Source organism: Intrasporangium chromatireducens Q5-1 (assembly GCF_000576575.1).
GTDB classification, from domain to species: Bacteria; Actinomycetota; Actinomycetes; order Actinomycetales; family Dermatophilaceae; genus Intrasporangium_A; species Intrasporangium_A chromatireducens.
The window spans coordinates 1-1,765 of sequence record NZ_AWQS01000439.1 but is presented as its reverse complement, the minus strand read 5'-3'; the positions used below and the strand labels follow the sequence as shown (position 1 = coordinate 1,765).

Below are 1,765 nucleotides of genomic sequence, written 5' to 3'. Positions count from 1 at the left end.
CACCCTCGGTGGCGGCGTCCACGAGGGACAGGGCTGGGGACGCGCCGACGAGACGCACCATGTCGCCGAGGAGCTCGCCGCCCTCGGCGCCACCCCGACGTGGTTCGGCCTCGGCGACAGGGACTTCGCCACCCACATCTACCGCTCGCAGCTGCTCGGTCAAGGTATGCCGCTCAGCCAGGTCACCTCGCTGCTGGCCTCCCGCTGGGGGCTGCCGGAGCGGGGGGTGACGCTCCTGCCGATGACGGACACTCCCGTGGAGACGCACGTCGTCGTGGACGACGGCGACGGCGCGCGGGCCATCCACTTCCAGCAGTGGTGGGTCAAGCACCGTGCGGCACTGCCGGCCGAGCGGTTCGTCGTCGCCGGGCTGGACGGCGCCGCGCCGGCACCGGGCGTCCTCGACGCGATCCGCGGTGCCGACGTCATCCTGCTCCCGCCGAGCAACCCGGTCGTCTCGATCGGGATCATCCTCGGCGTGCCGGGCGTCCGCGACGCGCTCCGCGGGTCACGCGCCCCCGTCGTCGGCGTCTCCCCCCTCGTCGGCGGCCGCCCTGTGCGCGGCCACGCCGACGTCTGCCTCCGGACCATCGGCGTCGACTCGACCAGCACCGCGGTCGCCGGACTCTACGCCGACTTCCTCGACGGATGGCTCGTCGACGAGTCCGACCCCATGTCCGGCACGACCCGCCCGGTCGTGCAGGCGCGGCCGCTGCTCATGTCGTCCGTCGAGGCTGCTGCCGACATCGCCGGGGCGGCCCTGGAGCTCGGGCTCCGCCTCGCGGCGAAGGACACCAGCGCGTGAGCGAGCCGGTGACCGTGACCGCGGTGAGCGGCATACCGGAGGTTCGACAGGGGGACGACCTCACGGCGCTCCTCGACGCGGGTCTGCGCCACTCGGGGATCGACCTGCGGGACGGCGACATCGTCGTCGTCTCGAGCAAGATCGCGTCCAAGGCGCTCGGCCTCGTCACCGACAGCGGCGACAAGGACGCCATCGTCGCCTCCCAGACCCGCTCCGTCGTGGCCGAGCGCGCCCTCGAGGGACGCGTGACCCGGGTCGTCCGGTCCGTCGCCGGTCCGGTCATGGCGGCGGCGGGGGTGGACGGGTCCAACACCGGCGACCGCGGCGGCTGGCTCCTGCTGCCCGAGGACCCGGATGCCGTCTGCCGCGAGCTGCATGCCGGCCTGACGGCTCGGCGCGGCGTGCGACTCGGTGTGGTGCTGAGCGACACGGCCGGGCGTCCCTGGCGCGTCGGGCAGACGGACTTCGCCCTCGGCGCACACGGACTGGCCGTCGTCGAGGACCTTCGCGGCGGCCAGGACGCCGATGGGCGGCCCCTGGAGGTGACGACGCGCGCCGTCGTCGACGAGATCGCGGCCGCGGCCGACCTCGTCAAGGGCAAGGCCCACCGCGTGCCGGCCGCCGTCGTGCGGGGACTCGCCACGCTGGTGACGGGAGACGATGCCGGTGCGGGCCGGCTCGTGCGGACGGGCCCGACCGACTGGTTCGCGCTCGGCAAGGTCGAAGCCGTGCGGGCGGCCCTCGGGGTCGAGCCGGGCTCGCCCGAGTCGGAGGCGGTCGGCATTCCCCCGGCGGCTCCCGGGACGGTGCGCGACTCGGTGCGCCGCGCCGTCGCGCTGGCGCTCCACGCGGTGCCCGAGGGCCGTGCCGACGTCGGCGACGAGTCGGTCCGGCTCGGAGCCGACAGCCCGTACGAGCTGGGCCGGCTCACGGCCCGGCTCGAGGCGGCGCTCTGGTCCG

Annotated in this window: 2 protein-coding genes; both read left to right on the top strand. The window is 75.2% G+C overall.

Going from position 1 to position 1,765, the window contains the following annotated elements:
• On the top strand, window positions 1-805 hold an 805-nt coding region (gene cofD / locus N864_RS22030), incomplete at its 5' end, for a 2-phospho-L-lactate transferase (RefSeq protein WP_034722576.1).
• Window positions 802-1,765 (top strand): coenzyme F420-0:L-glutamate ligase (gene cofE / locus N864_RS22025; RefSeq protein WP_034722575.1); only part of this gene is annotated, 964 nt, incomplete at its 3' end. The genes cofD and cofE, both read left to right, overlap by 4 nt.